We start from the raw sequence: 21,895 nt of genomic DNA, 5'->3' as shown, positions 1-21,895 counted from the left end.
GGTCGCCTTAAGGAATTAGAATAATCTGTTCAGGACCTGGTTCTTTCAAATCATACTTGACCGCAAACTCACGAAGTTTCGGAACCGACATCTCGCTCGCGCGCTGAGCTTTTAGTTCCTTGTTTCTGATTGTGGCCTTGTGAATGTCTTGTTCGATAGTGTTTAACTGGTAGGCCTGTTCGATGCCCTTCATACGAAAACCAACGAAGAGGACTGCTAGAGTGGTGAAGGTAAGAGTAAAAGGCAACGCTTTAGGGTTGAAGAGAAACTCCAACAAGCGATTGTTAAACTTGAAATTGCCTTTTTTTCTTAGTGCCATCAACCCTCCCTAGTTGAGACTCTCGCTGTAATAAGCGAAGTTTTGCACTTCGCGAGCGTGAGTTCTGTGACAGCTCTTCTTCCGTGGCTGTGAGTGGCTTCTTAGTCAAAATTGTAGCAGGAAAATCTTCTTTCTCCACTATTTCTTTGAAAGTGTGTTTCACAATTCTATCTTCCAAAGAATGGAAGCTGATCACTGCAAGCACTCCACCTTCGGCCAAGAACGGCAACAATTTTGGTAGGGTATTTTCTAAGACAGTAAGTTCTTCGTTAACAGCAATTCTCAGGGCCTGAAAAGTTCTGGTCGCTGGATGAGTTTTTCCATGACGATCTTTTGGCGGGTAAGCATGGAAACAGATGTCTTCGATCTGACCGGTGGTCGCGATTTTTTCTTTCTGTCTGAGCTCCACGATCCGGGCCGCGATCTTTCGTGAAAGGCGCTCTTCCCCATAGTTAAAAATGATATCGGCGATCTCTTTTTCAGAGAGAGAATTAAGTAAATCAGCGGCAGTCGGGATGTTGTTATCGCCGTAGTTCATGCGCATATCGAGAGGAGCGTCGGCACGAAAACTAAAGCCTCGTTCCATCTTATCAAACTGGTGAGAAGACACTCCAAGATCCATTAAAATCCCGGCGAACTTACCGTGCATTTGATTCTTTTCACACCATTCCGGGAACTCCTGAAAGTTCATCGGAAGTAGATTCACCTTACCTTCTTTGCCCCTACGACGAATATTATCTTCACCATTTTTTAAGGCGTCCGGATCCTGGTCAGTTGAATAAACCGTAGAACCACTTACATGGTCCGACAGCGCGAAGGTATGTCCACCGGCCCCAAACGTGAGATCGGCGAAAATAAGTGAGCCTGATGCTTTAGAACCAAGTTCCAAAGCATCAAGGCATTCTTTTAACATAACTGAGTAGTGGGCGAGGTATTCGCTCATTTTTTTAAAACGACCTCAAGAATTTCTTTGTGATGTGGTTTATGAAGAGAAGCATCTGTCATGACCGCGTATTCATTTTCAGGAACAAACTTCACTGGATTTTTTACCAGATCAGGAATCGCTTCTTTAACAAACTTCTGGGCCGAGATGTAGTTAGACTTCATCACGTCCATGATTTCCTGAACTGTACAGTGCTCTTCTTTCCAGCAGTCGTAATCAGTCACCATCGCAACTGTCGAGTAGGCCATGCCCGCTTCTTTTGCAAGAAACGCTTCTGGTACGTTAGTCATACCGATTACTGCAGCTCCGAACCCACGATAAATTTTTGACTCCGCACGAGTTGAGAACTGAGGACCTTCGATACAGATATAAGATCCACCAAGGTGAGAAGTCACGCCTGCTCTCTGACAAGCATCATAAAGACGCTTTTGAAGAGATAGTTCAACCGGGTTAGCAGTTGAAACGTGGCCCACGATTCCTTCATCAAAGAACGTGCGCTTACGAAGACCTTTGGTCCAGTCGATGAATTGATCAACCAGTACAAAGTGCTTAGGAGCGTACTCTTCTTGAAGAGAACCCACTGCCGAAATACTTACGATTGTATTAACACCGAGTTTTTTCAGAGCAAAAATATTCGCGCGGTAGTTTACTTCACTTGGAGTGAAGTGGTGACCGTGTCCGTGACGTGGAAGAAAATAGAATGAATTTCCATCAACTTCACACTCCATGATATCGGCACTTGGAGAACCAAATGGAGTTGTTACTTTAACTTGGTTCTTAACTTTGATGGCATCCAGTTTATAGATGCCACTTCCGCCAATGATTGCAACTTTAATATCGGCCATAAATTTCTCCGATTATGCCATCATCCCGGTAAGGTCTACGACTTTACCCAGAGATTTAGACTGTCTGCCAATGAAGCTGTTAGATTCATCTCTTTCAGATTCTTCTTTGCATACGATACACATTTCAGCAGTTGGACGGGCCATAAGGCGCTCAAACTTGATCCAACAGCCACAGTCTGAACATAGACCGTATTCATCTGTATCGAATTTCTTCAGGGCCTTGTCGATTTTCTTCGCGTAGAAAACTTCACGGTTTCTGAAACGAAGTTGGTGAGAATTGTTGTAGTCAGAGATCGATTGCTCAACATCATCCCCGCCATTAGTTAAAGCGAGGTCAAGTTCTGCAGCACCGTTCTTGTCATTGAAAACTAAGCTTTGTTTTTCTTCAAGCAGCTTGTTTTTAAGCGTCTCAAGTTGCTTCTTAGTTAGTGCCTTAATCTTTTCAGCCATGGGACAAAACTCCTTACGAGAAATTAACTATTCCAATCCACCCTTAATATTAAGGAGTACTGATTTAGAGACCATTTTTAATGTTTCAAATACGCCCTGACCGTTTGTGGCCACCGCCTCAAACGCCGGAAATTTTCTTTTGTTCAGTTGATATTGAAGGTCTTCAACCGGAACGATGTTTGGAAGATCACGCTTGTTCCATTGCATAACCATTGGAACCTTAGAGACGTCATAGCCTTGCTCGGCCAGGTTTCTTTCAAGACCCTGGTATGATTCAAGGTTGGCCTCCATTCTTTCAACTTGTGAGTCCGCCACAAATACCAATCCATCTACTCCACGAAGAATAAGCTTACGGCTTGCCTCGTAGAATACCTGGCCCGGAACTGTATAAAGGTGGAAACGCGTTTTAAAACCGCGGATTTCACCCAAATCAAGTGGAAGGAAATCAAAGAAGAGCGTTCTTTCATTCTCAGTATTGAGAGTGATCATCTGCCCTTTATTTTGAGAGCTGGTTTTTTGATAAATGTATTGGATGTTGGTGGTTTTACCGCCCAGACCCGGACCGTAGTAAACGATCTTACAGTTAATCTCTTTTGTATGATAGTTAACAAATGACATACTTAAATTCCTGCCGAGAAGAGACGATCAATCTCTTCATCTGAAATGTCCTGGAAAAGAAAACCATCACGAACTGCCGTTTTAGGTTTTACCGCCACCGGTTTTGCCGCTTCATCTTGAAACAAACGCACCATCTCTTCTTTAATAAGAGCGATCTGACGCTTTAATTGTCCTGGATTTACACAGTCGTGGTAGATGGCCCCAAGAAAGTAACGTTTACCAAGAAGAGAAAAAGGAAAAAGGTAAATTCCCTGAGAAGATGTATCAAAGCCCAGACGGAACTCCATTACGTCCTGGTTCGGGTGAACCAAATCCATAAGGGCCTCTGATGCCTGCCATACACCGCTCACCAATGCCGACACTGAAGTCGTTGTTTGGTTTTGAACTGAATCATAAATTGTGATTCCGTCTTCGCGAGTGACAAACAGACGAGCTTTAATCCCGGCCTTTTTAGGCTCGAGAATAACTTTCATCTTTTCCGTTACATTCATGTTCTTCATTAGAATCTCTTCCGGTTTTCTAATGCTTTAGTGATTGTCATTGGGTCCAGATACTCCAGACTTCCGCCGATCGGCACACCAAAACCAATGCGCTCTACTCTGATTGTTTCAGGCAGAAGCGTTTTAAAATAAGAACAAGTAGCATCACCTTCAACCGAAGGGTTGATGGCCAGAATCACTTCTTCGATTTCTTTTTGCACGATACGATCGCGCAGTTCATCCATACGAAGCTCGTCCGGACCAACACCAAGAAGCGGATTTAAAACTCCACCCAGGATGTGATAGACGCCGCGGAAGTTTCCGCTTTTTTCAATCGCCATTAAGTCAGAAGCATTTTCAACCACACAAAGTGTGCGAGAAAAAGCACGGGCCTCATCAGCGCAAATTGAACACTTATCTTCATCAGCAAACATTCCGCAATCCTGACAGAGTTTCAGATCTTTCAGGTTTGTCAGAGAGTCGCCCACAACCTTCAGCTCAGAGGCCTTCCAGTTGGTCATGCTCATGACCATACGGAATGCGGTCTTCTCACCAACTCCAGGGAGCTTGGTAAGCGCATCGACGGCGTTCTTGATAACTTCAGGAAGTTGAATCATCTTAGAAAAGTCCTGGGATGTTCATGCCGCCAGTAACTTTCGACATTGCTTGTTGAACCATGTCTTGAGATTGCTTAAGACCTTGGTTAACCGCTGTAAGTACTAGCTCTTCAAGTGAAGCAACATCGTTAGGATCTACGCACTCTTTATTGATGGAGATGCTAAGAACCTGCTGCTTACCGTTCACGCGAACTTTCACCATGCCGCCCGCAGAAGCTTCCACTTCGCGCTCAGCAAGTTCATTCTGAAGCATCGCAAGCTTAGCTTGCATTTGTTGTGCTTGTTTCATGAGATTGTTCATATTCATAAGTAACTCCTAATCCTTTAAAATTATCTTATCGATTTTTGCGTTAAATAGTTTCTCTGCTTCTTTCACGAAAGGATCGTTCAAAATTTTCTGACGACGCTCTTCCACGATATTGCTTCTAATCTCTTCATCGATCTCAACCTTGGTCTTGAAGTTTTTGTCTTTCTTCTCTTCCAGGGTCATGATCTGAGTTTTGAAATTGATCTTCTCAATATCCATTTCGAAGAAATCGGCCAAGTGATTTTTCAATCTGGCGTAGATTTCTTTTTCTTCTACGAAATCCTTGAATACTGCAGCATCTTCCGGGAAGGTCACTTTGATCATGAGAGGCTCAACATTTAAGTCGATTTCCTCAAGTAAGTTCCCGTGTTCAAGGTTTGCTGCTGTTGCCGGAGCAGTCTGGCGAAGATAAGTCAGAAAATCGTTCCAAGTTTTGGCCAATTTTACTGGTTGAACTATCTTCTCCTCTACAACAACTCCGGCCTCAAGCTTTCCCGCAGTCGGTACTCCCTGGGCCACTTCTTCAAGTTTCATTCCTTCACCAGTTAAGATCTGGCGACGAAGACAAACTTTTTGAAGCTGAATTAATACCACTTTCTCCGGATTCATGCTTGTTAAGGCCCAGTTAAGATCTTTAACAAGTGTTTCGTAGATCCAGAAAAGTTCTGCGATCGTGATGTCTTTCAATGCACCCTGAGCAATCACTTCTTCTTTATAAAGAACGTTCTGTTCATCAATAGAATTGATGATGCGGTAGAAACCATCAAGAACCTGATCAGAAAGTTTTTTAAGATCAATGTTCTCTTCAATGAGTTTGCGGAAAATTTGCGAAGTTGTTTTAGCGTTACCAGTCAGAATTCCAGTCAGGAAATCTCTCATGGCAGTTGTTCCTGCCAGACCCAAAGCTTGTGAAAGAGATTCCTCAGTCACATTGTTGGTACCTGAAAGACCAAGAACTTGATCAAAAATTGAAAGAGTGTCACGAACTGAACCTTTACCAAGTTCGGCCAGCTTCACTGCAATTTTTGGAGATGAGAAAGTAATGCCTTCAGCTTTAGCTATTGCTTCTACATGAGCAGCAAGAGTCTCGACTGAAACGTTTTTAAAATCATAGCGCTGAGTTCTTGAGATCACAGTTCCCAGAAGCTTCTGCGGATCAGTGGTCGCAAGAATGAAAATCGCGTGTTGAGGTGGTTCTTCTAATGTCTTCAACAAAGCATTGAATGCTGAAGTTGAAAGCATGTGAACCTCATCGATAACGTAGATCTTGTGAGTTCCACGAGTCGGAAGGTACTGAACGTTTTCAATCAATGCGCGAACATCATCTACGCTGTTATTTGAAGCACCATCGATTTCCGTGTAATCCATTGAATTACCCGCATCGATATCACGACAAGAAGCACAGACTAAGCATGGGTTGAAATCAGGTTTGCGATTTTCACAACGGATGGCCTTGGCAAACAAACGAGCGATCGAGGTTTTGCCTACACCGCGAGTTCCGGTGAAAAGATAAGCATGCGCAAGCTTGTTTTGCTTGATCGCATTTTGTAAGGTCCGGGTCACATGGCCTTGCCCAACAACTTCTTCAAATTGCTTGGGACGCCACTTCCTGGCCAGTACTTGGTAGGCCATAACTCTCCAAAAATTTTGGGTTTTGAGAAGCTGCAAAATAGGGGTTTAACGACGCGAAGTCATGGCGCAGCTGCTAGAAAAAACTGCGATAATTAGCGATGTAAGAAGTTGTGAGAATCGACAAAATTTATAGTCAAATCCTCAATTTACCAGAGCTTCTTTTCACTTAATAAATTGATCGCCATTTCCTTGGCCTCTCGTCCGGCAAACGTTCCAGCAGGTACTTTTTGTTTATCGGAAAAATTCACAACCACGATGTACTCGCGATCTCCTTTTTCCAAGTGTCCAACGTACCAACCTAAACGAAGATCATGATGGGAATCCGAAAAACCTGAACCCGTTTTTCCAACCAGCGTGTATCCACGCGGAGAAACATCCTGGGCCATAATTTTTTGCGTCAAAATCTGAGACTGACTAGAAGCTTTTAACTCTCCTTGCCATAGCTTTTCTAGAAAGCTCACCTGCTCAAGGGCAGAAACTTTTAAAGTGTTCCCCATAGAGTCGGCAATGAAAGGAGCGGGTGTTAGCCAAGCGTATTTAAGACCGCCCGACATATCATGGTTCCCATAATTAAAATCTTTCAGATACTGCTCGATCTTTTTGATACCCAACTTCGGTGTGATCTCTTGTGAGACCCACACTGCCGATTCGCGCATCCACATCGTCGGAGTTTGATTCTGGTTCCAGGCATCAATCATCCGCTTCTGACCGTCCCATTTAAAAACGGGAAGGTTCTCGTCTTTCAAAATCCCTGAATCATAGGCCATTACGGCCAGAGGAACTTTGAACGTTGAACAAGCCGGCAGACGCATTTCACATCGACCCCTATTATGTTCTTCGACGTATCTTTTAGTTTTTACATCATAGAGTAAATAGCAAACGTCTTTTCCGGGGAAATCACGTTTTGTTGAGCAAGAAAGTATGAGGGATAAAATGATGAAAAGAATAATTTTCATGAAGGCGAGTATAGCAGCAGCCTGAACTCAAACACAACACTCCAAACCGCTACCGTTGCTCCATTCCTGGCCTGGCGGGGTTGACGGCGAAATGCTCATCTAAGTCAGACTGCCGAGAGTGATACTAAACGGCTTTACCAGTTATGTAAAGAATTTGCTCATGGCGCCAAGATAATCGACTTCGTAAGTTCTAACTGCTCTTGCAAATACTGCTCAAGCACTGAGCCTTTCTGATCGATATCGAGTTGATTGATGAGTTTCAAATAATGCGCCTGCCACATTTCTGCATTGGCCTTAAGCTCAGAGTTTTCCGGAGTCATATGTTTCTTTTCATACTTCTCTGGAGTTGAGAGAAGTTTTAACGGCGACTTTGGACGTGGAGCAGTTAACACTTTGAGATCATCCGTATTGAATTTTTCTCCACTTGGGAAGGCGGGATAGTTCGCAATCAATGAACCAACTTGCACTGGCGAAAACGTTTTCTCATTAAGTGTCTTAGAGAGTTTACGCAGAGAAGGTTTTTTCTTAAGAGCTGTCTGGTCCGCATACATTAAGAATGTATTTGCCGGGAGGGCCATGCTGAACAACTTTTTAATTCCACCTTGATCGAGCTTAATCGATTTATTTATGCCCATGGCGTTTGAAGTGTTGATGGCAAGGTGAGCACAGTTGTTACTGACTTTCGACCATTCATAACCTGGGCCATCTTTGTACTGATTATTTGCTTCATTCAGAAATTTTGCCACGGCCGGAAGTGACTCAACTGGGGCAGGAATTCTAGTGCAGTGAAGTTCACGCGCCCATGAAACTGCATATTCAGTTCCTAGAGTTGCATCTGCAACTTCCTCCAAATATTCCTGAGAATTGAAAGGAAGTGACTGAGCTCGCTCACCTTTATGAACAACATCCTGGAAGACTTTTAGTTCAGTGACTTTTTGAATGATGTTCTTAACGTCATCATTTGAAATGGCCTTGCGTTCTATATCACCGAAGAGGGTCAGGTTGCGACCAGGAATAGCGACCCACATTACGTTAGAAAAGTTTTTATCCAGCGATACACCCACACCCTCGTGAGGATATTTTTCTTTAAGCTCTGCTGAAACCTCGGAACAAGGAATCACTTGCGGATATGTTGAGCGATAATCCTTACAAAGACCATGAATGTAGGTAAAGCCATGTCCCGGAATTCCCCCTTTCTCACCGTTCTGCAACTTCCACTGTGTGCCAGTGCAATATTCAAAATAGGCCGGAAAATGATCTTCATAGGCAGCATGAGCAACGGCCGATAACACCAATAATGGAAGTGTGCGAAGAAGGTTTTTCATAAGGATCCTGGGCTAAGTTTATGCCCATATTCTAAATAAGAAATGGGCCCATAAGGGGAACACCTGTAAATTTTATGTATCATTCGAAGCGGCCTAAATCACTGAAAACTTGCGTTAGCTTCCCCGTGACTTGAGAAGAATAATTCACCGTGATTTGATCTCGGGGCCCTCCCTCCTGCCAGAGAGAAAAATGGAATACAGAGGCACTAAAACCTACCTTGAGACCCTCTTTCAGCACGCCCCCGCGGCGATGGCAGTTTTAAATACTGAGATGAGATACATAGAGGTTAATGAGCTCTGGTTTAAAACTTTCAATTTAAACGAAACCATTATCGGTAAAAGTCATTACGAAATTTTTCCATCCATACCTGAGGCCTGGAAGGAATACCATAAACGTGGAATGGCGGGAGAAGTGTTGCGCCAGCAAGAAGATTTTCACATGTTGGTGAACGGGGAAAAAGTCTGGATCAATTGGGAAGTTCGTCCTTGGTATGCAGACGAACATAAAATCGGTGGCATTGCGATCTTAATAAAAGATGTTACTGAAAAAAAACTTATTGAGGATGCTCGCCAAGAAGGAGAAAGAAAATTTAAGGCCATCTTTGATCAGGTAGGAATAGGCATTATTCAAACTACACCCATAGGTGATTTCATCACTGTGAATGAACAATTCGCAAGAATGATTGGCTACAGTATTGAAGAATTAAAACGAATGAATTTTGCAGACATCACTTATCCTGAGGACATTAACAAAAGTTTGAATGAGCGTGACAAAATGCTCAATCAAAAAACTAATCAAAGTGAGATCGAGAAAAGATATGTGAAGAAAGACGGATCAATTTTTTGGGCCCGTTTAACTGTTTCTCTTTTAAGTGATGATCAAGGAAATCCCAATTATTTTATTTCTACGATTCAGGACATCACAAGCAGGAAAGAGGCCGAAGAGGCCTTGATAGAAAATGAGCAAAAATTTAGGGCCATCTTCGATCAGACCGCCATGGGAATGGCCCAGGTTTCTCTGGATGGAACCATCATCACTGCCAATGAAAAGTGCTGTCATGTTCTTGGTTACTCTTTAGACGAACTTCAAAAGATGAATTTCACGCAATTCACTCATCCAGAAGATGTAGAAAAAGACATGACTCTCTTAGAAGAACTTATTGCGGGAAATATTCCAACTTACAATATTGAAAAGCGTTACATTAAAAAAGATGGAAGTGTGGCGTGGGCATTTCTCACCGTTTCCCTGGTGAGAGGAACAGACCTTGCTCCGAAATATCTCATCGCCGCCATTCATGATATTTCCGCCAGAAAGGCCAATGAAGAGGAACTTAGAAGATCCCGAAGAGATTTGAAGAAAAGAGTCGAAGAAAGAACTGCTTACTTAAGTCTTCTTCAGACCATTTCAAGTGAGGCCAACAAATCAGACAATGTGTTTGAAGCACTAAAGATAAGTCTTTTTGAGATCTGCAAACTCACGAAATGGCAGATCGGACACTTCTATATGGTAGATAGGGGCCATAAAGATAAGGTGCCAAGATCAGATTTATGGTGCCTTGAAGATGAGACATTCTACAAACCTTTTGTTGATAAAACCGACCAGATAAAGGCTCATGACGTGAGCATCATTAGTCGAGTCGTCAGTAGCGGCAGGCCTTTTTGGTCTAATGATATTTTTCATGACAAGCGGTTAGTGAAATCAGAAGTGGGACTTCTGGTAGGGATAAAGAGTGGAATGGCCTTTCCAGTTCTGGTTAAAGATGAGGTTGCGGGAGTCTTGGAGTTTTTCTCTGATATCAATATTCATCCAAGTCCCGCCTTGATGGAATTAATGTCACAAATTGGAATCCAGCTAGGTCGATTATTAGAACGTCAACGGGCCAAGGAAGAGGCTGAACAAAGCCAATATAGACTTCAGGCCATCCTCGATAACTTACCTGCAAGAGTGTACTTGAAGGATTTGAATAAGAAGTACTTATTAGTAAACAAAGTATTTAAAGCGTTCTTCAATATGGAGAATGAGGATCTACGCGGAAAAACGTCCCTGGATTATTTTTCACCAGAAGCAGTCGAACCATGGATTCAAGGTGACGATGACGTCATCAAAAAAGGGAAGGTTGTAAGTTATGAAGTGACTTACGGGAAAAACGGCCAAGGCAGAGCAAGAACGTTTCAACTGACTAAGTTCCCGGTGATCGACTCTGATGGAGAGATCTACGCTTATGGTGGTATCTCCATTGAGATCACAGACATAAAAGAGACGGAAGATAGAATTAGGGCCCTCCTTAATAGTGAACACAAGGCCCGCACCGATGCGGAAAAGGCGATTCTTGCCCGAGATGAATTTATTTCAATTGCTTCTCATGAATTAAAGTCACCCATAACCGCTTTGAAAATGAAAGTGCAGCTCATGCTTCGCCAGTTAAATCGGGATGCAAATCCCGCTCTGGATAAATTCAGGGGATCCATGTGCAAACTCGAACACGATGCAGACAGACTCGTTACCTTGATTAACCGCTTACTTGATATTACACGCATTCAAACCGGTCACTTTGAACTTAATCGAGAAGATATCGTAGTAAATGACTTAATAACCAATCTGGTAGAGAACCTGACTCTACAACTTGAAACGACTGACTCAAAACTTGAAGTCGATATGCGAGACACTATTCATGCCCATTGGGACAAGTCCCGCATTGAACAAGTAATCACAAATCTCATTACGAATGCTATTAAGTTCGGTGAGAAGAAACCCATCAAGCTCATTCTGGAAAGTACTGACCACCGAGCACGCATCATTGTGATTGATCATGGGCGGGGCATCCCACCTGAATTTAAAAGTAAAATTTTCGATCGATACGAAAGAGCGAATGTAGGCGAAGGCATTCAAGGTCTGGGTCTCGGTCTCTACATTGTTAAGCAGATTTTAGAGAGTCACGGTGGAATTATTACAGTTGAAAGTGAGTTAGGAAAGGGATCGACGTTTATTGTAGAACTTCCACTCAGTGAAAAATATCATATACATAAAAAAAGGCCGGATCAAAGACCCGGCCTTGGTGCACATTAATTAATTAACGCTTTTCCCACTTACAGAAAGTAGAGATCGCTGGAAGGTAGAACGAGAAGTTGTTCACTGGAGTGCCAACACTCTTAGCAGTTCTGTGTGAAATCAGAACGCCGTCAGCAGCTTTCTTGAAAACTGTCTGATCGTCTTGACGAATACATCCAGAGAAAACCTCTACATCAAATGATCCTTGGCGCTGATAACCATATCGACAAGCATCGATTGTAGGAGGATTACAAAATCCACGATCATTACAGTATCTGTATTTAGAAACAGAAACAGTTAGCGTTTTATCGGCCACTACTGACGAATACAAGAATTTGAAATCTACACCTTCAGTAACTTTTCCTAGATTGTTATCTGTACCAGATTGGCCAACGTTAACCATTTTAGAAATAAAAGCGCGGCCATTGATGGCGTCAGTAAGAAGATATTCATAACTAGCTGGAAGCTTAGAACCCCCATAAAGATGCTCAGTTGAAATTGCTAGATCCGAAGTAATACCTTTAGCGTTAACAAAAGCGTCAACGAATAGGGCCTCAGTTTTTTCTGATGAACCAGAAAAACAAGTACCGACGTAATGACCTTTTAACTCAGCAGGAACGATGTGTTCGCCGAATGAAGCATCTGACATTTGTGAACGAATTGTTTCAAGTTCAGAGGCCATTGCCACTGAGCTTAAGCATAGAGCTGCAAGAATTAACTTTTTCATTTTTTCTCCTTTAGAGTTTGGTCTCGAAATATCATCGGAGAACAGATTCAAACCATTCTAACAACAGTAACAATCACATAGGTTTTTATCTATATCTCGCAATTTCGAGTTGAGGGACGATACAAGAATGAAAAAGTTGTGAGGAGTGACAGAATTTTCAATGTGCTCCAGATGGTTCTGGAGTGTACACAAAAGTGTTCACACGTTATCGATGTAGATCTACTTAAGATTAAGAGAGGCCACAATGTGGCGCCCCATAAAACTGACTGAACTATTCTAAGCACGAAGCAGAAGTTTTGAGGCTTACAACTAGCTCTTTTAATGGCGGAGATGGTGGGATTATTCACTACGCATCCTGCTCCGTGACCCTTCGGGCAACTGAGTTGATCGCCTCGGCCTTCATGGCCTCGTCGTCGAACAGGATTCTCATCAAGCCCCAACTTCACCAGATTAAAAATAAAAAGCCACCGCAAGGGTGGCCATTTATTTTTAATGGCGGAGATGGTGGGATTCGAACCCACGAACGGATTTCTCCGTTACACGCTTTCCAAGCGTGCTCCTTCAACCACTCGGACACATCTCCAAATCATATACGGTTGAGGTCACAGTTTTAACATGTGGGTATTAAGTCAGACAACTAGATCTTAGGACGATAACCGGAACGACGCTCTCTGAAAAATTGCGAGAGAAGCTTTGAACACTCAAAGTGTTTCACTCCGCCCATAATGGCGAATTGATGATTAAGGCGCTTGTCCTGATGAAGATGATAACCAAGGCTTAGAGCGCCACCTTTAGCATCATAAGCACCAAACACACATTGCTTAACTCGAGATTGCACCAGTGCCGTTAAGCACATAGGGCAAGGTTCTAGAGTTACATACAAAGTACAATCCGAAAGACGCCAATTCTGAAGTTTCTTGGCACCTTCAGTGATCGCCAGGATTTCAGCGTGAGCAGTTGGGTTAAAATGAGATTCTTTGAGATTAAATTGCTTAGAGAGAATATCACCTTCAGGTGACACAAGAACTGCTCCCACAGGAACTTCCTGCGCTTTATAAGCGAGTTCGGCCTGCTCGAGAGCGAGACCCATGTACCATAAATGATCGGCGACGGTGAATTTCATTATTACTACTTCTGAACAGCGGCAAACTTATTACGAATTTTGATTTTTTTACTCTCGTTCCAGTAATTGGTCAAAAACTTTTGGCGCTGTCTTTGCTCAAGATCATTATTTACGAACTTAACTCCGTAAATAATAGAGCGACCGATGATCGGCTCCCGCTTAGAACGGACCTCTGCAAACAAAGTGAAGTTTTGATTCAGAATATCTAGGCTAATTTGAATCGGCTGACCTACTGAAACCTGGTTAAAAAGCTCCAGACATCCAGCACCTCGTCGTAAATCTGATAAACGACCACGATATTGTTTTCCATCGACCTCTACCCAACAGCGAATGTCAGCACGGAAGCGGAAGTCATATTCCCACCAGTGAAAGCGCGGATAATAAAGGGGAGATGAAACGATATAGCAAGCAATGGCGAGAAACACGAAACTGAAGCAAAAAAGAATCCCGATCATGGGGTGACCAATTACCAGGAAGTTTCTGGTCAATGAAACCAGATAGTAGATCCCGAAAATGAGGGACATGTTCCAGTACGAGTAAAAAAGATTTGATAGCGCGGTATAATAGAAATTGTAAGCAACTAGCAGAACGATGAACTGAAAAATGAATGAGAAGTTAAGCACACTTTGAGTCACCAGTGCTTCCGCTACAAATCCAATCAACACCAAAATGAATTGGATGATCGTAAGGAACTTAACCTTGTCGTAGGAATTTTGAAGATTTAACTTACTCAGCATATTTGGTTATCGGTTCTCCTCCCCATATTTTAAATCCCAAAGCGTTTTAAGGCTCAGATTTTTTAGAAGGTTCATATTTTTCCCCTCTGGAGTTTGAATTTCCTCGCCTGCAAATTCCTGCCCGTCTGTAATGTAACAGACATCTTTGGTCGGGATCTGTTTATCAAAACGCCAATAATCAAACTGATTCTTGCGAGAGTGATAGTTCAGGGCATTGATCTCAGTGTTAAGATAATAAGAAAGCTTCGAGGCAATCTGATAGGTGTTGGCCAGAATCGGCGTCTCACCACAGGCCTGTTTAACCTCGGAAGCCCAGGTCTTCCAACCGTGAAACTCTTTTAAGCGCTTAATCGAAATCTTATCTGCCGGTAATACGAATAAGATTCGTGCCAGCATTACAATGGCAAACGAAGCATACAGTAAGCGCTTGGGCCAAACACGGTTCCAGATTTCCGAAGATGCCACTAAATAGATTAGTGGGATTGCCAGGAAAATGGTCCAGTTGGCTTCCACACGTTTTGTGAATGTAGAAATCAAAAAGAAAATCACAGTGCCAATTGAAATGAATTTCATCGCGCGATCAAATTGATTAGTGGTTTTATTTTTAACTGCAATCCACCAAACAATTGGGCCCGCAAGTACACCCGACAGAACAATTTGCAGTCCCACGAACTCTAAACTTCTTCCCAGGCTGAACTTGGCCGCTGGTCTTTCAAGAAAATGATATCTCAAAGTAGAGAAGTCATGTTGATACTGCCAAAGCATGTGAGGCATAAAGGCAATCAATGCCACCATGGCAACTGCATAAAAACTTTTACGCTTGAATAGAGTTGGAACCGCAAGAATGGTGAAGAACACCAAAAGGACTCCGTGATATTTTGCATAGAACAAGAGAGCGATGATCAAACCTAAAAGTACGGTGTTAGTGGCATCGTCTTTCGCGAGGTAACGTTTCAGTCCTACACAGTAACATGCGGTCATAAAGAGCAGGGGAATATCCGGCAATGCCAGAAGACCCGTAAATGAAGCAAGTGGAAAACTAAAAAACAATAATGTGGCCACGATTGAACTCGAGGTAAGACCCAAAATTAAGTAAAGGCTTAGAAATTGGAGGACAATAAATCCCAATCGTACTGAAACTTCAGCATGGGGCAAAAAAGAGAAGAGCTTAATCACAACACCAACAAATGGTGGATGATCAAAAAATCCCCAGTCTAAATGTTTGGAATACAACCAGTAATAGGCCTCATCATGGGCAAGTTCAAAGCCACAAGCGATAAGAACTTGGTAGATAAAGAGGATCAATAAACCAATACGCAAAGATTTTGTCATGTGTCGCCATTTGGGTTTTAATGTGCTACAAATATTTTATTTAAATTTATAGCCAAGGCCCAGTTTTGATCAGTTTGGATAAAGCAGTTGTTATCATACCAACCTATAATGAAATTGCTAACATCGAAAAAATGTTAGAGACGCTAGATCGTCTACATCCGAGCCTTAACGTTCTCATTATTGATGACGGATCTCCGGATGGAACAGCTAAACTCATCAAAAACTTCCAACAAAAGAAAGCGAACCTTCATTTAATTGAACGTTCTGGAAAACTTGGTCTAGGTACCGCTTACATCAGGGGCTTCCGTTGGGCCCTGGAACAAAACTTCGAAGCAGTCATCACTATGGACTGTGACTTCTCTCACGATCCAGAAGCTATTCCTGAATTTACAAATAAACTGGGTCAGTATGACCTGGCAGTAGGCTCTCGTTATATTGGCGGAATTCGTATCATGAACTGGCCGATGCAGAGACTTCTTCTTTCATACTTTGCCTCTATTTATGCTCGTGTTATTACCGGCATTCCATTCAGTGATTCAACTGGAGGCTTCAACGGTTATTCACGTAAGGCCCTTCAGTCACTTAATCTCGATAAGATTTTCTCAATTGGTTACGCTTTCCAGATTGAACTTAAATATAAAGTTTGGTCACAAGGCCTTCCATGTTTAGAAGTACCAATTACGTTCTATGAGCGCACAGTTGGTAAATCTAAAATGAGCCGCAAAATTATCGTAGAAGCGGTGATCAATGTGTTCCGCCTGCGCTTTAAAAAGATGCTAGGTACTCTTCAGTGATTGAAGGCCTTCAAGCTCTCGATCGCTCTTTTTTTCTGTGGTTAAATTCCTATCACGCTGAATGGCTAAATGGATTGATGACTGTCCTTTCCGGACAATCAATCTGGGTGCCTTTTCTGGGTTATTTCTTTTGGTATAGCTATAAGCACTTCGGAAAAAAAGAAACTGCTTACTTTGCTCTTTTCCTGGTGCTTACACTGATTGCAAGTGATGTGACTTCTTCGTATGTTCTAAAGAACATCGTAAATCGTCTGCGCCCTTGTCGCGAAATCGATTTAAAACCACTCATCTATTCATTCGGACAAAAGTGTGGAGGAAAATTTGGGTTTGTTTCTTCACATGCCGCGAACTCTTTGGCACTCGTGATGTTTTCTTTTAAAACTTTAAACTTCAAACACAAATGGAAACATCTCATCTGGATCGCCCCTGTGCTTGTAAGCTACAGTCGCATTTATTTAGGTGTTCATTACCCTGGAGATGTTATTGGTGGATTCGTAATCGGTACAATCTGGGCGTCGTTCTTTGCCTGGGTCTATCGCAACCATCAAGGTGCTAATCGATAAAGTTCCCATTTACCATTTTTCTGCTCATAGCAGATACGATCGTGCATACGATTGTTTCTTCCCTGCCAAAACTCTATGTAATCAGCTTCAATTCCATATCCGCCCCAGTGAGCAGGTCGTGGAAGAACTTCAGTTCCGGCGAACTTCTTTTCAACATCAGCAAAAAACTTTTCAAGTTCCTCGCGACTAGAAACCTTATGACTTTGAGGTGAGGCAATGGCACCAAGTTGAGATCCGCGTGGACGCTTATGAAAATACTCATCAGAAATTTTAGGTTCTACTTTTTTGATCACGCCTTCAATGCGCACCTGACGGTGCAGGGGAAGCCATAAGAAAGTAAGAGAAACTTTATCGTGAAGAGCAATCTCATCACCCTTGGCACTATTGTAGTTGGTGTAAAAAATGAATTGGTTTTCGTGGATGCCTTTTAAGAGAACAACTCGACCACGAGGACGATCACCTTTAATCGTAGAGAGCACAAAAGCATTGGGCTCATCGCACTTTGCATTCACGGCATCTTCCAGCCATTTATCAAATTGCAAAACGGGATCAGGATTACAATCCTTGATATCCAGCATTGCATTCAGGTAAGTGCCTCTTAAATTTTCCAATGTTTCATTTATATCCATGGCAAAACCATAGCTCGAATTACACTTTGTTGTCATGAGTAAGTTAGTGATACTGGCGCTTACCAGTCATTATGTAATTTTTGAGGTCATCCACAATCTCAATGGCCCGATCATCTGGCTCATGCGGATGCTCAACTTCGCCTTCTTTTGCCAAAATCTGAGTTCGATCAGAGATTAATGCTTTAAAATAGCGGATATTGGAAAGTTCATCTGTGTCTGTCATCTGACGTTCAACTTCGTTCAAGAAGCGAACGATAAAAACCTGGGACAATTTGAAAACAATTTCGGTAAGCAGGAATTGAGTGAAAGCATTCTTGGCCTTAAGACCCGGAATCTTAAAGTCCGTACCGCCTTTCTTCATGCTATAGAAAGTTCCGACTGCAAAACTTGTAAGTGCGCCCAAAACTTTTAAGATGAAAATAGTTTTCTGCTTTTGATCAGGTTGTTTATCAAGCTCATGCACAAAATCATCTTTAAATTGTAAGTATCCATCTTTCACACGACGTGGAGTGACTTTGAAAATGGTGAGGACATCCATTCCCGATTCTAAAATGTCTTTAACGGAAAATTTGAATCCTGTTTGTTTGGCGCTTTTGAATTGGCCAATGCCACTTTTAAAGAGGTGAGAGACGTCCCCTTGAGATTGTTTCAGAAGACCTTTGAAATCATCTCTCCAAAACTCTGTGAAGATATTGTGCTTCTTCCGCTTAAGAACATATTTGACTGAATCTGCTAAATTCAAGGCAATCTATCCTTCGTTCTGCCGGTTGTAAGTCCACCGAGAAAGCTGATCAATGCAAAGACCAGAAAAACCACCAGCAGGATCTTTCCGACTTCGATTGATGTCCCTGCTATATTATAGGCCCCAAATATGAAGGCCAAAAGTCCTAACACGAAGAATGCAATTGCTGCTCTTAACATAAATATTTCCCTCTTAATGCTTAGACCCAAGGGCCCAGATAGGAAGGTGCAGTCAAGATGCCACGTTTTTTTTATTGTGTTATCGAGCACTTACAGATTCACAAGGTCTTGCCACTGGGTATTTCTGCCACTATATTAGGCAAAAATTCCCGTCAAAGGATTTTAGCCCCGTGAAACTCAAAAACAGCGCCACCATCACTTTAATCGACGACGATCTGGACCTATTGGACCTTCTATCAAGTTTCTTTAAACAACGTGGTTATAAGGTATTTGCCTTCGGCAATGCTGAAGAGGCCCTCATTGAAATTGAAAATAAGCGAGTTGAACCTGATGTTGTTATCTCGGATTTAAAACTGCCGGTGATGTCTGGGATGGATTTTATTCGCAGGATCAGACGTTCAAACTCGTCTCTTCCAATTATTCTCATGACCTCTGAAGGAAGCGTTGAAACCGCAGTTGAAGCGATTGAAGCAGGTGCTTACGATTTCGTATTAAAACCTCTTCATATCCCACAGCTTCTTATTTCTGTTCAACGTGCTCTCTTTTTAAATGAGGTTCAACAAGAGAACACAAATTTAAAAAGTCTTTTCCAGGAAGACCTTCTTGGACTTAAGGGCGTCATTGGTAAGTCGCAAGGATTTAAAAAGGCACTTGAACTCGCGAAAAGAGTTTCAAGTAGTCAGGCCAACGTTCTCATCTCAGGTGAATCTGGTTCAGGTAAAGAAGTTATTGCTCGAGCTGTTCACGAATTAGGAGATAAGCGCGACGGACCTTTCATTGCGATTAACTGTTCGGCCATTCCGGAGAACCTTCTCGGATCAGAGCTATTCGGTCACGCCAAAGGTGCCTTCACTGGTGCTCATGATAAGAAAGTTGGTCTCTTTGAAGAGGCGAATAAAGGTACCTTGTTCTTAGATGAAATTGGTGACCTGACTCTTCCACTGCAGGCAAAATTATTGCGTGTACTACAAGAGCGAAAAGTTAAGCGTATCGGTGAGAACCAATACCGAGATATCACCGCGAGAATTATCTGTGCTACCCATAAAGACCTTCGTAAAGAAGTGGCGGAAGGTAGATTCAGAGAAGACTTATTCTTCCGTTTAAATGTAATTCCCATTTATATGCCACCGCTAAGAGAAAGAAGAGATGATATTCTTCCTTTGAGTGAGTACTTCCTGAAAAAATTCGCAGTCATGAACAATGTGAATGTGAAGGGTTTCAATAAAGACGCCATTCAAAAACTTGAGGCCCATGAATGGAAAGGTAACGTTCGTGAGCTTGAAAACGCGATTGAAAGAGCGGTTGTGCTTACGACATCTGAGTTTATTCAAGCGGAAGATCTTCCGACTGAAGACGCTTATCCATCAACGGGTGGAGAGACACCTCAGGAGAATAAAATTGGTGTGAGCTTTGAATATGAAAAGCCAGTGACTCTGGATGAGCTTTCAAAGAAATACATTCAATATATTTTCGATAAGAATGATGGTGCCAAAGAGCAAACGGCCAAAGATCTTGGCATCGATCGTAAAACTCTTTATCGCAAATTAAAAGAGATGAACCTTAATTAAGATGTTGCTTTACCCAATGGGAAAGGTCCTTAAGGGCCTTTTCCATTTCGTGAACATTGGCCTCGGCAGCGGCAACTTCCATTCTTTTTCCGATCACGGAAATATCATCAAAACCAAATGTGACACCATTGCCTTTTAATTGATGGCCGACTTTTTCAAGTTCGGAGAATTTTTGTAAGGCAAGGTTCTTCCGGCATACTTCCAGATCCTGCTTTCTTCTCTCCACATATCGAGTTTGCATAGCTTCAGGTACTTCCATAACTACTCCCTCGGTAATGGTAGATTTTAAGCCTATTTTCTCGATTTCTTAAGCGATTTCGGGAATAACACCCCGACCTAATGTGACAAAAAACCCCGCAACATTATTGGTTAAATCGTAAGATGTTGAAATATTGTGGCTTTCCCCATGGCATTTGAAATGCTTAGTAGAGTCTGCTAACAACGTTACGGTCCGAATGGACTGACGAGAGTTTCATGAGAATCGGCAGCAAAAACACACATCCTGCACATATCTGTTAGCGTTCCCATCGAACAAATAAATTGCCGATATATCACCTTGGTTTTGCCAAGGTGGTATCCTCTCATTCGTGCTATACTCCGCTCATGACAACAAACATTCCAGAAATCAGACCAGGGCAGTCTGTAGAACTGCTTAAAGAACTTCACATCCTCACTCGTGATGGAAAACTCAATCAGGATTCACGTCGAAAGCTGAAACAAGTTTATCACCTTTATAATTTCATTGAGCCACTCTTGAATGAAGTGGTGAAAGATCCGGAGAAAAACTTCTCACTGGTCGATCATGGTGCCGGGAAATCGTATTTAGGCTTTATTATCTTCGATCTCTTTTTCAAAGCACTAAAACGTGGAGAAATTTATGGGATTGAAACTCGTGAGGAATTAGTTAAAAAATCAGAGGACCTGGCCAAGCGCCTGCGCTTTGAAAGAATGAAGTTCTTGAATCTTTCCGTTGAAGAGTCAATTACCTCACAAAAACTTCCCGAGCAGGTTGATATCGTTACCGCTCTTCATGCTTGTGATACGGCCACAGATGACGCCATTAAATTTGCTCTCGAAAAGAAAGCACGTTTTGTCGTATTAGTTCCTTGTTGTCAGGCAGAGGTGGCCTCGGTTCTACGCAAGAACAAAGGCAAAAATCTTGGAAGAAGTGTTCTGACTGAAATTTGGCGTCACCCGATTCATACTCGTGAATTCGGAAGTCAGATTACAAACGTACTGAGATGTTTGGAACTTGAAGCTCACGGTTATCAAGTGACGGTGACAGAACTCATCGGGTGGGAACACTCAATGAAAAACGAACTTATCATTGCTCAATTCAAAGACCTGCCAAAAGAACACCCAAGACGCCGTTTGGAATCACTTCTAAATGAGCTTAACTTGGAAGATTTAAAATTCAGATTTTTAGAATAGAAAGGGAGAAACTCCCTTTCTATCTGTATTGATAATGTACTTCGCCGATCGTGCTGGTAATTCTGTCTTCATGGTAGTGATAGACGCACGCCATTTTTCCTTTCACTAATCGACAATCTCTTTCTTCTTTTGCTGGCTGAAATGTTTCACCTGGTTTTGTGACAATCACTCCCAGGAAAAACAGCGCCAGGAATGTCAGGAAAAAGTGGTTTTTAACGTCCATTTGAAAACCTCTCTGCTGATTCATTTAACGATCTTTTTACCTACGACCAAGCTTGCAATGAAGCTAATGACGGCAAGAATTAAGAAAATAAAGAGAAGGGTTTTACCGATATCAACAGATAGCCCACCAATGTTATTGGCGCCTAGGAGAATGGCCACCAGCCCCAGGACAAAAAATGCAATTGCTGCTCTTAACATAACTATCTCCTTGTATTGAGAGAGACGGCCCGCATTCAGGGTATCGCAGGATTCATGCCAAGATATGTGCGTTTAAAATTTACTAAGTTAGGGAGAAATGTGGGAATTTT

Annotated in this window: 26 protein-coding genes, 1 tRNA gene and 1 other RNA gene; 5 read left to right on the top strand and 23 right to left on the bottom strand. The window is 42.3% G+C overall.

From position 1 onward, the window contains the following. Positions 1 to 7 precede the first annotated feature (7 nt). From SOO65_RS01795 to SOO65_RS01740, 12 genes are all read right to left on the bottom strand, one after another. Positions 8 to 319: a hypothetical protein gene (locus SOO65_RS01795; RefSeq protein WP_321395994.1), complete on the bottom strand. Its 312-nt coding sequence runs from the start codon at positions 317 to 319 to the stop codon at positions 8 to 10. Continuing rightward, a complete protein-coding gene (gene rsmH, locus SOO65_RS01790; RefSeq protein ID WP_321395991.1) occupies positions 285 to 1,262 on the bottom strand; it encodes a 16S rRNA (cytosine(1402)-N(4))-methyltransferase RsmH in 978 nt (325 codons plus the stop codon). Before rsmH ends, SOO65_RS01795 begins: the two co-directional genes overlap by 35 nt. Next, positions 1,259 to 2,107, bottom strand: coding sequence for an S-methyl-5'-thioadenosine phosphorylase (gene mtnP / locus SOO65_RS01785; protein WP_321395988.1), 849 nt, complete (start codon positions 2,105 to 2,107; stop codon positions 1,259 to 1,261). The genes rsmH and mtnP overlap by 4 nt, the downstream gene beginning before the upstream one ends. A 12-nt stretch (positions 2,108 to 2,119) precedes the next feature. Next, on the bottom strand, positions 2,120 to 2,557 hold the full coding sequence (locus SOO65_RS01780) for a TraR/DksA family transcriptional regulator (RefSeq protein ID WP_321395985.1): 438 nt from the start codon (positions 2,555 to 2,557) through the stop codon (positions 2,120 to 2,122). Between the two features lie 27 nt (positions 2,558 to 2,584). Then, positions 2,585 to 3,175, bottom strand: a complete 591-nt coding sequence (locus SOO65_RS01775) for a GTP-binding protein (protein WP_321395983.1) — start codon at positions 3,173 to 3,175, stop codon at positions 2,585 to 2,587. A 2-nt stretch (positions 3,176 to 3,177) separates the two neighbouring features. Continuing rightward, positions 3,178 to 3,675 (bottom strand): hypothetical protein, encoded by a 498-nt coding sequence (locus tag SOO65_RS01770; protein ID WP_321395980.1) that lies wholly within the window; start codon positions 3,673 to 3,675, stop codon positions 3,178 to 3,180. Beyond that, positions 3,675 to 4,271 (bottom strand): recombination mediator RecR, encoded by a 597-nt coding sequence (gene recR, locus SOO65_RS01765; protein ID WP_321395977.1) that lies wholly within the window; start codon positions 4,269 to 4,271, stop codon positions 3,675 to 3,677. Before recR ends, SOO65_RS01770 begins: the two co-directional genes overlap by 1 nt. A gap of 1 nt (position 4,272) precedes the next feature. Then, positions 4,273 to 4,578 carry a YbaB/EbfC family nucleoid-associated protein gene (locus tag SOO65_RS01760; protein ID WP_321395973.1) on the bottom strand — a complete coding sequence of 102 codons (306 nt, stop codon included), beginning with the start codon at positions 4,576 to 4,578 and terminating at the stop codon, positions 4,273 to 4,275. Between the two features lie 9 nt (positions 4,579 to 4,587). Then, complete coding sequence (gene dnaX / locus SOO65_RS01755; RefSeq protein ID WP_321395970.1) at positions 4,588 to 6,210, bottom strand: DNA polymerase III subunit gamma/tau; 1,623 nt, start codon at positions 6,208 to 6,210, stop codon at positions 4,588 to 4,590. A 146-nt stretch (positions 6,211 to 6,356) separates the two neighbouring features. Then, entirely contained in the window at positions 6,357 to 7,022 is a 666-nt protein-coding gene (locus tag SOO65_RS01750; protein ID WP_321395967.1) for a penicillin-binding transpeptidase domain-containing protein, read from the bottom strand. 159 nt (positions 7,023 to 7,181) lie between these two features. Next, positions 7,182 to 7,277, bottom strand: an RNA gene (ffs, locus tag SOO65_RS01745) — signal recognition particle sRNA small type. A 47-nt stretch (positions 7,278 to 7,324) separates the two neighbouring features. Further along, positions 7,325 to 8,491, bottom strand: a complete 1,167-nt coding sequence (locus tag SOO65_RS01740; RefSeq protein ID WP_321395964.1) for a hypothetical protein — start codon at positions 8,489 to 8,491, stop codon at positions 7,325 to 7,327. 190 nt (positions 8,492 to 8,681) lie between these two features. Here SOO65_RS01740 and SOO65_RS01735 point away from each other — a divergent pair, with 190 nt between their 5' ends. After that, positions 8,682 to 11,558 (top strand): PAS domain S-box protein, encoded by a 2,877-nt coding sequence (locus SOO65_RS01735; protein ID WP_321395961.1) that lies wholly within the window; start codon positions 8,682 to 8,684, stop codon positions 11,556 to 11,558. Positions 11,559 to 11,562: 4 nt separating this feature from the next. Here the strand turns inward: SOO65_RS01735 and SOO65_RS01730 are convergent, their stop codons facing one another. From SOO65_RS01730 to SOO65_RS01710, 5 genes are all read right to left on the bottom strand, one after another. After that, positions 11,563 to 12,267, bottom strand: coding sequence for a hypothetical protein (locus SOO65_RS01730; RefSeq protein ID WP_321395958.1), 705 nt, complete (start codon positions 12,265 to 12,267; stop codon positions 11,563 to 11,565). A 493-nt stretch (positions 12,268 to 12,760) separates the two neighbouring features. Beyond that, positions 12,761 to 12,850: transfer RNA gene (locus tag SOO65_RS01725), tRNA-Ser, on the bottom strand. A 54-nt stretch (positions 12,851 to 12,904) separates the two neighbouring features. Further along, positions 12,905 to 13,390 (bottom strand): tRNA adenosine(34) deaminase TadA, encoded by a 486-nt coding sequence (tadA, locus tag SOO65_RS01720; RefSeq protein WP_321395956.1) that lies wholly within the window; start codon positions 13,388 to 13,390, stop codon positions 12,905 to 12,907. Positions 13,391 to 13,395: 5 nt separating this feature from the next. Continuing rightward, positions 13,396 to 14,127, bottom strand: coding sequence for a PilZ domain-containing protein (locus SOO65_RS01715; protein ID WP_321395953.1), 732 nt, complete (start codon positions 14,125 to 14,127; stop codon positions 13,396 to 13,398). 6 nt (positions 14,128 to 14,133) lie between these two features. Beyond that, positions 14,134 to 15,459, bottom strand: a complete 1,326-nt coding sequence (locus tag SOO65_RS01710) for an ArnT family glycosyltransferase (RefSeq protein ID WP_321395949.1) — start codon at positions 15,457 to 15,459, stop codon at positions 14,134 to 14,136. A 131-nt stretch (positions 15,460 to 15,590) separates the two neighbouring features. Between SOO65_RS01710 and SOO65_RS01705 the strand changes: the two genes are divergently transcribed. Then, entirely contained in the window at positions 15,591 to 16,253 is a 663-nt protein-coding gene (locus SOO65_RS01705) for a polyprenol monophosphomannose synthase (RefSeq protein ID WP_407676982.1), read from the top strand. Next, the gene (locus SOO65_RS01700) at positions 16,250 to 16,816 is read left to right on the top strand and encodes a phosphatase PAP2 family protein (protein ID WP_321395942.1); all 567 of its coding nucleotides are present in this window, start codon (positions 16,250 to 16,252) and stop codon (positions 16,814 to 16,816) included. The genes SOO65_RS01705 and SOO65_RS01700 overlap by 4 nt, the downstream gene beginning before the upstream one ends. On the opposite strand, the gene pdxH is transcribed toward SOO65_RS01700, so the two are convergent. The 3 genes from pdxH to SOO65_RS20765 are packed head-to-tail and all read right to left on the bottom strand — an operon-like array spanning position 16,798 to position 18,366. Next, positions 16,798 to 17,445 carry a pyridoxamine 5'-phosphate oxidase gene (pdxH, locus tag SOO65_RS01695; protein ID WP_321395940.1) on the bottom strand — a complete coding sequence of 216 codons (648 nt, stop codon included), beginning with the start codon at positions 17,443 to 17,445 and terminating at the stop codon, positions 16,798 to 16,800. The two genes, SOO65_RS01700 and pdxH, sit on opposite strands and share 19 nt — an antisense overlap. Positions 17,446 to 17,488: 43 nt before the next feature. After that, on the bottom strand, positions 17,489 to 18,187 hold the full coding sequence (locus tag SOO65_RS01690) for a hypothetical protein (RefSeq protein WP_321395937.1): 699 nt from the start codon (positions 18,185 to 18,187) through the stop codon (positions 17,489 to 17,491). After that, a complete protein-coding gene (locus SOO65_RS20765) occupies positions 18,184 to 18,366 on the bottom strand; it encodes a DUF1328 domain-containing protein (protein ID WP_407676981.1) in 183 nt (60 codons plus the stop codon). The genes SOO65_RS01690 and SOO65_RS20765 overlap by 4 nt, the downstream gene beginning before the upstream one ends. A gap of 170 nt (positions 18,367 to 18,536) precedes the next feature. Between SOO65_RS20765 and SOO65_RS01685 the strand changes: the two genes are divergently transcribed. Beyond that, complete coding sequence (locus SOO65_RS01685) at positions 18,537 to 19,934, top strand: sigma-54-dependent transcriptional regulator (RefSeq protein WP_321395934.1); 1,398 nt, start codon at positions 18,537 to 18,539, stop codon at positions 19,932 to 19,934. Here the strand turns inward: SOO65_RS01685 and SOO65_RS01680 are convergent. After that, the gene (locus tag SOO65_RS01680) at positions 19,927 to 20,193 is read right to left on the bottom strand and encodes an Hpt domain-containing protein (protein ID WP_321395931.1); all 267 of its coding nucleotides are present in this window, start codon (positions 20,191 to 20,193) and stop codon (positions 19,927 to 19,929) included. The two genes, SOO65_RS01685 and SOO65_RS01680, sit on opposite strands and share 8 nt — an antisense overlap. Before the next feature lie 344 nt (positions 20,194 to 20,537). Between SOO65_RS01680 and SOO65_RS01675 the strand changes: the two genes are divergently transcribed. Further along, on the top strand, positions 20,538 to 21,365 hold the full coding sequence (locus SOO65_RS01675) for a class I SAM-dependent methyltransferase (protein ID WP_321395928.1): 828 nt from the start codon (positions 20,538 to 20,540) through the stop codon (positions 21,363 to 21,365). 19 nt (positions 21,366 to 21,384) lie between these two features. Here the strand turns inward: SOO65_RS01675 and SOO65_RS01670 are convergent, their stop codons facing one another. Continuing rightward, positions 21,385 to 21,612 carry a hypothetical protein gene (locus SOO65_RS01670; RefSeq protein ID WP_321395926.1) on the bottom strand — a complete coding sequence of 76 codons (228 nt, stop codon included), beginning with the start codon at positions 21,610 to 21,612 and terminating at the stop codon, positions 21,385 to 21,387. Next, positions 21,609 to 21,785 (bottom strand): DUF1328 domain-containing protein, encoded by a 177-nt coding sequence (locus SOO65_RS01665; protein ID WP_321395923.1) that lies wholly within the window; start codon positions 21,783 to 21,785, stop codon positions 21,609 to 21,611. The genes SOO65_RS01670 and SOO65_RS01665 overlap by 4 nt, the downstream gene beginning before the upstream one ends. Positions 21,786 to 21,895 lie beyond the last annotated feature (110 nt).

Source organism: Peredibacter starrii, from assembly GCF_034259205.1.
GTDB lineage: Bacteria > Bdellovibrionota > Bacteriovoracia > Bacteriovoracales > Bacteriovoracaceae > Peredibacter > Peredibacter starrii.
The sequence above is the reverse complement of the archived record's forward strand: the minus strand, read 5'-3'. Positions and strand labels throughout refer to the sequence as shown.

What these genes read in the sequence shown, in the direction of transcription:
- SOO65_RS01795 (WP_321395994.1), bottom strand. Translation starts at nt 319, where the DNA reads ATGGCACTAAGAAAAAAAGGCAATTTCAAGTTTAACAATCGCTTGTTG.
- rsmH (WP_321395991.1), bottom strand. Translation starts at nt 1,262, where the DNA reads ATGAGCGAATACCTCGCCCACTACTCAGTTATGTTAAAAGAATGCCTT.
- mtnP (WP_321395988.1), bottom strand. Translation starts at nt 2,107, where the DNA reads ATGGCCGATATTAAAGTTGCAATCATTGGCGGAAGTGGCATCTATAAA.
- SOO65_RS01780 (WP_321395985.1), bottom strand. Translation starts at nt 2,557, where the DNA reads ATGGCTGAAAAGATTAAGGCACTAACTAAGAAGCAACTTGAGACGCTT.
- SOO65_RS01775 (WP_321395983.1), bottom strand. Translation starts at nt 3,175, where the DNA reads ATGTCATTTGTTAACTATCATACAAAAGAGATTAACTGTAAGATCGTT.
- SOO65_RS01770 (WP_321395980.1), bottom strand. Translation starts at nt 3,675, where the DNA reads ATGAAGAACATGAATGTAACGGAAAAGATGAAAGTTATTCTCGAGCCT.
- recR (WP_321395977.1), bottom strand. Translation starts at nt 4,271, where the DNA reads ATGATTCAACTTCCTGAAGTTATCAAGAACGCCGTCGATGCGCTTACC.
- SOO65_RS01760 (WP_321395973.1), bottom strand. Translation starts at nt 4,578, where the DNA reads ATGAATATGAACAATCTCATGAAACAAGCACAACAAATGCAAGCTAAG.
- dnaX (WP_321395970.1), bottom strand. Translation starts at nt 6,210, where the DNA reads ATGGCCTACCAAGTACTGGCCAGGAAGTGGCGTCCCAAGCAATTTGAA.
- SOO65_RS01750 (WP_321395967.1), bottom strand. Translation starts at nt 7,022, where the DNA reads ATGCGTCTGCCGGCTTGTTCAACGTTCAAAGTTCCTCTGGCCGTAATG.
- SOO65_RS01740 (WP_321395964.1), bottom strand. Translation starts at nt 8,491, where the DNA reads ATGAAAAACCTTCTTCGCACACTTCCATTATTGGTGTTATCGGCCGTT.
- SOO65_RS01735 (WP_321395961.1), top strand. Translation starts at nt 8,682, where the DNA reads ATGGAATACAGAGGCACTAAAACCTACCTTGAGACCCTCTTTCAGCAC.
- SOO65_RS01730 (WP_321395958.1), bottom strand. Translation starts at nt 12,267, where the DNA reads ATGAAAAAGTTAATTCTTGCAGCTCTATGCTTAAGCTCAGTGGCAATG.
- tadA (WP_321395956.1), bottom strand. Translation starts at nt 13,390, where the DNA reads ATGAAATTCACCGTCGCCGATCATTTATGGTACATGGGTCTCGCTCTC.
- SOO65_RS01715 (WP_321395953.1), bottom strand. Translation starts at nt 14,127, where the DNA reads ATGCTGAGTAAGTTAAATCTTCAAAATTCCTACGACAAGGTTAAGTTC.
- SOO65_RS01710 (WP_321395949.1), bottom strand. Translation starts at nt 15,459, where the DNA reads ATGACAAAATCTTTGCGTATTGGTTTATTGATCCTCTTTATCTACCAA.
- SOO65_RS01705 (WP_407676982.1), top strand. Translation starts at nt 15,591, where the DNA reads ATGTTAGAGACGCTAGATCGTCTACATCCGAGCCTTAACGTTCTCATT.
- pdxH (WP_321395940.1), bottom strand. Translation starts at nt 17,445, where the DNA reads ATGGATATAAATGAAACATTGGAAAATTTAAGAGGCACTTACCTGAAT.
- SOO65_RS20765 (WP_407676981.1), bottom strand. Translation starts at nt 18,366, where the DNA reads ATGTTAAGAGCAGCAATTGCATTCTTCGTGTTAGGACTTTTGGCCTTC.
- SOO65_RS01680 (WP_321395931.1), bottom strand. Translation starts at nt 20,193, where the DNA reads ATGGAAGTACCTGAAGCTATGCAAACTCGATATGTGGAGAGAAGAAAG.
- SOO65_RS01675 (WP_321395928.1), top strand. Translation starts at nt 20,538, where the DNA reads ATGACAACAAACATTCCAGAAATCAGACCAGGGCAGTCTGTAGAACTG.
- SOO65_RS01670 (WP_321395926.1), bottom strand. Translation starts at nt 21,612, where the DNA reads ATGAATCAGCAGAGAGGTTTTCAAATGGACGTTAAAAACCACTTTTTC.
- SOO65_RS01665 (WP_321395923.1), bottom strand. Translation starts at nt 21,785, where the DNA reads ATGTTAAGAGCAGCAATTGCATTTTTTGTCCTGGGGCTGGTGGCCATT.